The sequence below is a fragment of the Aphanizomenon sp. UHCC 0183 genome (assembly GCF_009712065.1).
GTDB classification, from domain to species: domain Bacteria; phylum Cyanobacteriota; class Cyanobacteriia; order Cyanobacteriales; family Nostocaceae; genus Dolichospermum; species Dolichospermum heterosporum.
This window is the reverse complement of sequence record NZ_VILC01000141.1, coordinates 1-8,076: the sequence shown is the minus strand read 5'-3', so window position 1 is coordinate 8,076 and position 8,076 is coordinate 1. Positions and strand designations below refer to the sequence as shown.

At 37.2% G+C, this 8,076-nt stretch carries 8 protein-coding genes and 1 pseudogene; 2 read left to right on the top strand and 7 right to left on the bottom strand.

From position 1 onward, the window contains the following. Nucleotides 1-337: 337 nt before the first annotated feature. From FJR37_RS27910 to FJR37_RS24980, 5 genes and pseudogenes are all read right to left on the bottom strand, one after another. A pseudogene (locus FJR37_RS27910) lies at nt 338-577 on the bottom strand (hypothetical protein); the annotation flags it as partial. Between the two features lie 3 nt (nt 578-580). Continuing rightward, nucleotides 581-1,123 (bottom strand): DUF1634 domain-containing protein, encoded by a 543-nt coding sequence (locus tag FJR37_RS24995; protein ID WP_168467410.1) that lies wholly within the window; start codon nt 1,121-1,123, stop codon nt 581-583. A gap of 2 nt (nt 1,124-1,125) precedes the next feature. Beyond that, complete coding sequence (locus tag FJR37_RS24990; protein ID WP_168467409.1) at nt 1,126-1,962, bottom strand: sulfite exporter TauE/SafE family protein; 837 nt, start codon at nt 1,960-1,962, stop codon at nt 1,126-1,128. Nucleotides 1,963-2,432: 470 nt separating this feature from the next. After that, nucleotides 2,433-2,864, bottom strand: a complete 432-nt coding sequence (locus tag FJR37_RS24985; RefSeq protein ID WP_371416169.1) for a cadmium resistance transporter — start codon at nt 2,862-2,864, stop codon at nt 2,433-2,435. A 94-nt stretch (nt 2,865-2,958) separates the two neighbouring features. Beyond that, entirely contained in the window at nt 2,959-3,180 is a 222-nt protein-coding gene (locus FJR37_RS24980; RefSeq protein ID WP_174763477.1) for a hypothetical protein, read from the bottom strand. Nucleotides 3,181-4,229: 1,049 nt separating this feature from the next. Here FJR37_RS24980 and FJR37_RS24975 point away from each other — a divergent pair. After that, on the top strand, nt 4,230-5,027 hold the full coding sequence (locus tag FJR37_RS24975) for a sulfite exporter TauE/SafE family protein (RefSeq protein ID WP_168467408.1): 798 nt from the start codon (nt 4,230-4,232) through the stop codon (nt 5,025-5,027). A gap of 23 nt (nt 5,028-5,050) precedes the next feature. Here the strand turns inward: FJR37_RS24975 and FJR37_RS24970 are convergent, their stop codons facing one another. Then, nucleotides 5,051-5,698 carry a cadmium resistance transporter gene (locus FJR37_RS24970; RefSeq protein ID WP_168467407.1) on the bottom strand — a complete coding sequence of 216 codons (648 nt, stop codon included), beginning with the start codon at nt 5,696-5,698 and terminating at the stop codon, nt 5,051-5,053. 341 nt (nt 5,699-6,039) lie between these two features. On the opposite strand from FJR37_RS24970, the gene FJR37_RS24965 reads away from it, so the two are divergent. Next, on the top strand, nt 6,040-6,660 hold the full coding sequence (locus FJR37_RS24965; protein ID WP_168467406.1) for a cadmium resistance transporter: 621 nt from the start codon (nt 6,040-6,042) through the stop codon (nt 6,658-6,660). Nucleotides 6,661-7,377: 717 nt separating this feature from the next. On the opposite strand, the gene FJR37_RS24960 is transcribed toward FJR37_RS24965, so the two are convergent. Beyond that, nucleotides 7,378-8,076 (bottom strand): pyridoxal-phosphate dependent enzyme (locus tag FJR37_RS24960; RefSeq protein ID WP_168467405.1); only part of this gene is annotated, 699 nt, incomplete at its 5' end.

Genomic DNA, 8,076 nt, shown 5'->3' with positions numbered 1-8,076 from the left:
CCGCCTTTTTTTATCCATTTGTTTCTCCAAAAGCAATAGTGTTTTTTTGATCAAATTCAATATTTTCTACACCGTCTATTTCTGTGAAAATAACCTATTGTAATTGCTAATTAGCCAGAGATTCTGGTAAGTTTTATCTAACTGCATAAAATTCTATCTCACTAATCAAAATTCTCTTAGTTATGGAAATTAGGGATGAAAAAATATAATCTAGAGAAATGGAATGGAAAACTACCGCTAATTATGGGTAAAGATAGCCCGAACTTTTGGAATATTCAGGAGTTAATTACAGCTAGTGAAAATTAACTTCTCTGGAATATGGAAGTAATTTTATCAATTACCCATTAGTAAATAAAATCGGAGTATCAATAATCTTCAACTGAATTAAAAGTACAATCACTAATGTATATGCAGTTGAAGAAATGAGACTGTTAAATAACTCTTTTTTCAAATTACGTTCTTTGCTTTCTTGTTGAAACATATCTACTGAACCATATTGCATCAACAGGATGCCTATAATATTTGATAGCCAGTAGCCAAGAATAGTACAAGGGAAAAGTAATTTTGGCGATAATAAACATTAGTAATATGCGCCAACCAGGCTATAAGTTAGACTAGCAAGCACTAATGATGTAATGACGACATAGATAAAATTTCGCTGTAAAAGAAAAGTGCAGAAAGAAATGATTACGCGCAAAATGGGGATAGCAATGAGTATTAACAGCCCTAATTGAATAATTCCCCGGCGGCTACCTGCGAAAACAGCATTTACTACACCTATGGGGGAGTGAAACTCAGATGGTGTGCCTATAAATATTTGATATTCCGCCGGCTCAGAGCCATGATGAATTAAATATAGTATACCCCCAAATAATACTATAGAACTAGCGATTAAAACTCCATACATTAGCAGGTTACTGAGTAGATATTCTAATTGTTTTTCACTTGCTGATTTTGTAAGTTTTGGATTACTTAAATTTTCATCATCATGATTTTTAAGACGCTGTTCTTCTAACTGTTGAATATCAGAATCTTGCTCCTCTAATTGAAAAGTGAAAGTTCCAACTTTTCTTTCTATCTGTGTTGTGCAAGTCCAGCGAAAACCAGAATTTAATTTATACATAATTACAGCCCTCCTATTAGACTGTTATAGACCATTTTTAATGCCATTACTACCAATACAAAACTGAAGATAATTCTTAAAATTTGGGTTTTAGCACCAATTAAAATTCTCGCTCCTAAAAAAGCACCTGGTAACACTCCCAACATAACGGGCATAGATAAACCTGGATCTATGTATCCCTGGGTTAAATAAAGACCTGCTGAGGCTGCGGCTGTGACACCAATCATAAAATTGCTGGTGGTCGTAGAAACTTTAAAAGGGAGACGCATAGCTTGGTCCATGGCCAATACCTTGAATGCTCCCGAACCAATTCCCAATAAACCAGAAAGCACTCCTGCTACCAGCATAATACTAAAACCAGCAGGTAAAGCATGAACTTGGTAAGGGATTACACCATCAGGAGTGGTGTAAGTCCCATTAAGTTGGAGATATTCTGCCAAAGGATCTGGTGGAGCAGTTTCTGTTTGTTCTGGTCTGGGGCGTTGAGACAGGTATGCTGAATAAATTAGTACGATTGCCAAAACCAAGGAAAGTATTTTTACGGTTACATGAGTGGCAATTAAAGCCCCAATGAGAGCGCCAATGGTGGTGGCTACTTCCAGGAACATTCCCAAGCGCAGATTAGCGTAGCCTTTTTTAATATATGTAGATGCTGAACCTAATGATGTCGCAATAACTGATACTAATGATGCCCCAACGGCATAGCGAATATCAACACCAAAGACGGAAGTTAATAACGGAACTATCACGACTCCACCACCTAACCCAGTTAATGCTCCGACTAACCCGGCACTAAATGATCCCAACCAAACTAGTAAAGAAAATGCTAGTATGCTCAATTTAAATTCCCCTTTTGTTTAATCTATATTTATGAATCTTGTTGAAGAAGGAGTCAGGAGTCAGTAGCCAGGAGTCAGAATCAATCAGTCGAGGATTCAAACCTGCGACTGATTAAAGACCACCAAATCTACGATTTGGTGGGGGTCTTAAACCCAGTTATTCATCCGCCACTCGCACAGAATTCATTCTGAATTCTGACTCGGTGACTCCTGAATTCTGTTCGATAATTTTTTTCAGCAGGATGTAAACACAAAAAAATAATTTATCTATGGATAAGATTGAAAAAACTAAAACTATGACTACCGAGGAAGATAAAAGTACCTAATCCGATTAAAACAAAGGGCATGAAACGATTACCATATTTGGTAAAAATGTTAGCTAAGGCTTGATTATAAGTTAACTTATGTGCTACGTAACACAAGACCCCCACTAATGAAAAGAAAACACCCAAAATTACTAATAGACTTTGCTAATTACTGCTGGCAAATATCGGCACATAAATACTAATATTATCTGTTCCATTGGCAAATGTGACAGCCGCAACACTATAAGTTTGCAAATTGAAAAACTTCGCCCATAGCGATCGCTCTGCAACTTCTGGATCTGTCTCCACATCCTCTGATTCGTCTCCTCCTTGATCCATTAAACTCTTGATCCCAATGATGATTTGAACTAAACCAAATAAGCCCATCCAAGGACAGGGTAAGATTAAACCGCCAAAAAAAACCGGCAAACTAGCTAAAATCAAGGCAGTGAAACCTAGATACTGACCAATAATAATATGCCAACGGCGAAACTTAGCATTTACCTGAGAGAAAAATAAAGTCAGGATGACTAAATCATCAATGTTCGTGGCACTAAAAGCCATTGCTCCGGCACTAATAGCAGTTACTATGCTCATAATGTTTTTAGATTTTAGATTTTGAATTTTTGACTATCAAGAGATATTGATTGAGGATTGATGTTGATCCTTTCCCATTACCTATTAGCACCCCTTAATAGTTATTTCTCTCTACGAATCGAGCATGAATATCATCAACTCTTTGAATGATTCCTGCCGCTAAGTGGGGAGAACGCTGTTTTTTGATAAAAAACCAGCCACAAGTAACAGAAAGATACAACAAGAACAAGTAAGGAAAGGTATTATAAGGAGCTTCCGGCATGGGAAAGAGGCTACTACCAGGAATCCCCACACTACCGACTACTGGGATCATCATGAACGCATCAGCAACAAAGAACGCCAATGGGAAAGTAACAAGTCTCTCAGAAAATTAAGCGGTGACTTGCTTTCACCCCGACTTTTTTTTAGTTTTTTCATAATTCCATCCAGTATACAAGTATTATTTTTCATCAAAATACTGAGAATAAATCAACTATCTTAGTCCAGACAAGAGAAATAATTGGCTGCGGAGTCCCGAAAATCAGGAAATTCTCACTAAGACAACTTTATAGATACTGGTACTAGACATTTTATTATTTATTAGCTTATAATACAGTAACCTAATCGAGATACCGTAGTTTAATGAAAAATTGTGAGAACTAGAGTATCTTTCAACACTTAGAGGGTGTTTGAAAAGTTTCCGGCGATTATAAAGATGCCTCCGGCTCCCGTAAGGGATACGCTACTACACAAACAAAGTCCACCTGCGTGGACTAACGAAAAATTAAGGGTTTTAAACCCATGAAGATGGGTTTTGTCTGTGTAGCCGCGACTTCTAGTAGTTCGTCAAATTTATTTTGACGGGTAATGATCGGAAAAAACTTCTGTTCTTCCCTCCCCTACCCCCCCTGCCTCTCTTCTCCCTCTGCTTGCCTTCACCCGTCATTTTCGGGTTGACAGACTACTAGTCGCCAAGGCAAGTAATAAATTAGACTTGTTCATTCATCATTCATCCTCTTAGGCTAAAAAATTACCCTTCAGGAGTAATAAAAGTCTACTTAGGGCTTGCTAAATAAAGCTAAAACCATTTATTAATAAGGCTTTCGCGGATTTTTATCACAAAAAAGTGCAAGGTTTTGGCTGATGGTGTCTCAAAATAGGTGCATTTTTCTTTGTCGGATTTGGAAAATTGAGGATATCCAGATCGTTGAAACTGTTCCCTGTTCCCTGTTCCCTGTTCCCTGCCTTCACAGGCAACTTATTCAGCAAACCCTACTTACAAGATTTATAAAAAGTCATCCTGAACAAACTTAGACAGCGATTTTTTGTATTCATAAAATTGAGTCTATTCGAGCTTATCTTCTTCAAACTTACACTCACACCAGTATGGACTACTTATTACTACCAGCTTTCAGCTTTTTTATTGGCATCATAGTGGGTTTAACAGGTATAGGTGGTGCATCTTTGATCACTCCTATGTTGATTTTTGTTTTTCAAGTACCACCTTCTATTGCTATTAGTTCTGATGTGGTTGCAGCTACATTAATGAAAGTAGTAGGGGGAGTAAAACACTGGCAACAGAAAACCCTTGATTTAGAAGTAGTTAAATGGCTGTCAATGGGTAGTGTTTCTGGTTCGCTGTTGGGAGTAGGGGTTTTACACCAACTCAGACAAAGTGGAGAACATAACCTAGATAACCTTTTACTGCGGTTACTAGGAATAATGATTTTGATAGTTACATTAGCAGCATTAATCCAAATGCTGTTGATGACATTTTTCCCCAAAATTAATTTACCTGAATTGCCAAAATTAAATTTAAAAACGAATAAAGGACGTTTTTTATCCTTACTTATTGGTGCAATTTTAGGCTTTTGTGTGGGAATGACAAGTGTTTCATCAGGTTCTATGTTTGCCCTAGCATTGATCGCTTTTTTTCGGTTAGATGCCCGAAAATTAGTAGGTACAGATATTACGCAAGCCGCCATTTTACTAATATTTACATCCCTGGGACATCTGACTTTAGGAACTGTTGATTGGAGTTTAGTCATACCCATTTGGATAGGTTCTGTTCCCGGAGTTCTTATTGGTGCGAAACTTTGCGAGATTACCCCTCAACGTCCACTCAGATTTATTATTTATAGCATCTTAATGATGGTAAGTTGGAAATTAGTCGCCCAAGCGTAATTACCTCCACATCTCTCTGCGTTTTAATTTCCTTGCCAAAATAATAAGTTAAATGTTCCTCTTTCATACATAATAAATAACCCCAAACCAATTAATACAAAAGGGACAATAGCCTGACCATAGCGACTTAAAATATAACTAATGTTAGGTTGAAGAGTTAATAAATAAGCGATACCGCACCAAACCCCTACCATGACAAAAAATACCGCCAAAATTATTCCTAAGCCCACAATATTTTGACCTGCAAATAGGGGTATATAAATACTAATATTATCACCGCCATTAGCAACTGTCACAGCCGCAACTTTATAAGTGTTGGGATGTAAAATGCTTAATAAAAAAGAAGATGGAGGGCTATTATATTCAGTATTTACTGTCTGAACTTCTGTCCTTTCTTCTTCCCGATTGACTAATTGTTTAATCCCAATAGCAATTGGTAATATTCCTAGCAATCCAATCCATTCTCGCTGGATAACTAAGCCACCGAAAAAACCTGGTAAGCTGAGGATAATAATAGCTGTAAAGCCAAGATATTGACCGATAAAAATATGTCTACGCCGAAAATTTCTATCTATTTGCGAAAAAAATAGCAATAGAATAATAATGTCATCAATATTAGTGGCAGCAAAGGCAATTATGCCTTCTGTAAAAGCAGTAGCAACCTGATTCATGGTAAAATTTCATAATAAACACTATTTATCAAGATAGCAATATTTGGAACACTAAATTCAATCTAATATCTTTCAGGTTCAATTAAAAAAATGTAGGTTGGTTTAAGCGACAGCGCAACCCAACAAAATACCGGAAATATTGGAGATATTGGAGATATTGGAGATATCGAAAATGTGGGAAATACTGAAAATGTTAGAAATACCGGAAAAAATGTAGGTTGGGTTAAGCGACAGCGCAACCCAACAAAATACCAAAAATGTTAGAAATATTGAAAATGTTGGGTTTCCTTACGTCAACCCAACCTACATGATTTAAGTAATTACTGTTGAAATCATCCAAAATGAATAATTTATTGACAGCAATTATTACCGGGTTAGTTGCTTTCATAGCCACTAATATTGATGATATTTTAATTTTGTTAGTGTTTTTTGCTCAAGTAAATGAGAATTTTCGCCCTTGGCAAATTGTTGTTGGTCAATATTTAGGTTTTACTATTCTCGTCATCTTCAGTTTACCTGGATTATTTGGTGGATTGATTCTGCCTCAATCATGGATTGGTTTACTAGGCTTAATTCCTATTGCTATTGGTATTAGTAGTTTGGTGAATAAGGAAACAGAACAATTAGCTGATGGAATCCAGGAGATAACACCATCTTTTTTAACACCAAAAATTTACACTGTGGCAGCGATAACGGTGGCTAATGGTAGTGATAATATTAGCATTTATATACCATTATTTTCTAGTATTAGATTAGAGAGTTTTTTCATAATCATCGGGTTATTTTTTCTTCTGTTAGCCATTTGGTGTTATGCAGCATATCAGTTAACCCATCAGCAAAAAATAGCTAATTTTTTTACCAAATATGGTAATTATCTTGTGCCATTTATACTGATGGGTTTAGGGGTTGTAATTGTCTGGAAAAGTCAAGCTTTAAGTCCGCTAAAACTTTTTGGTAAGTAGGTTGGTGTTGAAAATTGTCGTTATGGCAAGGCAAAAGGCAAGAGGCAAGAGGCAAGAGTGAAGAGGGTTTGGGCGATTTTACATTTCTTTACACAGTTTGGTTTTATTGTGTTCACCTACTTAGTTGTATTTGTTTATCGAACAGAATTCAGGAGTCACCGAGTCAGAATTCAGAATGAATTCTGTGCGAGTGGCGGATGAATAACTGGGTTTAAGACCACCACCAAATCTACGATTTGGTGGTCTTTAATCAGTCGCAGGTTTGAATCCTCGACTGATTGATTCTGACTCCTGGCTACTGACTCCTGACTCCTTCTTCAATTTTTTTGGTGAAAAAAAATGATAGTAAGTAGGTGAACACGGTGAACACAATAAAACCAAACTGTGTAAAGAAACGTAAAATCACTGAAAACTTCTTTACTCTTGCCTCTTGCCTTGCTATAACGAAAATTTTCAACGCCAACCTACTTAACTCTCTTCTGTCAAACTGGGAATCAAAAAATAATTTCCTAATTTTCAAATCCATATATCTTAAAGGTTTGAACCGTTTATTACTAACAAAATATGGCGAGTATTTTGAAAGATTAATAAATCACTAAAAGCTTTGATAAATAAGGGTTTCAGATTTTGATTTGGCGAGAATGACAGAAGAGGGTTAATCAACAGGAAAGACAGGAGATAAAAAAATAATTATTTCTATCACCAATGATTAAATTTTCAAAGTTTAGTTAACCATTCATTCTCATCCGCATCTTTAAACAACGAGGTACTGAGGTAGCGTTCACCAAAGCTAGGCTGGACCATAACTATCAATTTATTGGCATTCTCTGGACGTTTAGCTAGTTGCAACGCTGCATATAAAGCCGCACCAGCAGAAATTCCTGATAGCAGTCCTTCTTCTTTTGCTAACCGCCGACTGTAGATAATCGCTTGGTCATCTGAGACTGGAATGACTTCATCTATCAGTTCAGAACGGTAAATGGCGGGAATAAATCCGGGTCCGATACCTTGAATCTTGTGTGGACCGGCTTTTCCTCCTGATAACACTGGGCTATTAACTGGTTCAACTGCAACTGCTTGAAAACTGGATTTGCGCTGTTTAATTACCTCGGATACGCCCGTAATTGTTCCCCCAGTTCCTACTCCTGAGACAAGGATGTCAACTTCTCCATCTGTATCATGCCAAATCTCTTCAGCGGTGGTGCAAGCGTGAATTTGGGGGTTAGCAGGATTACTGAATTGTTGCAACATATAAGCATTGGGGGTGATGGCGACGATTTCTGTGGCTTTAGCGATCGCTCCCCGCATTCCCTCTACCCCCGGTGTTAACTCTAATTGCGCCCCATAAGCTCTTAGCATGAGTCTTCTTTCCTGACTCATTGTATCCGGCATGGTCAAAATCAGCCGATAGCCAAA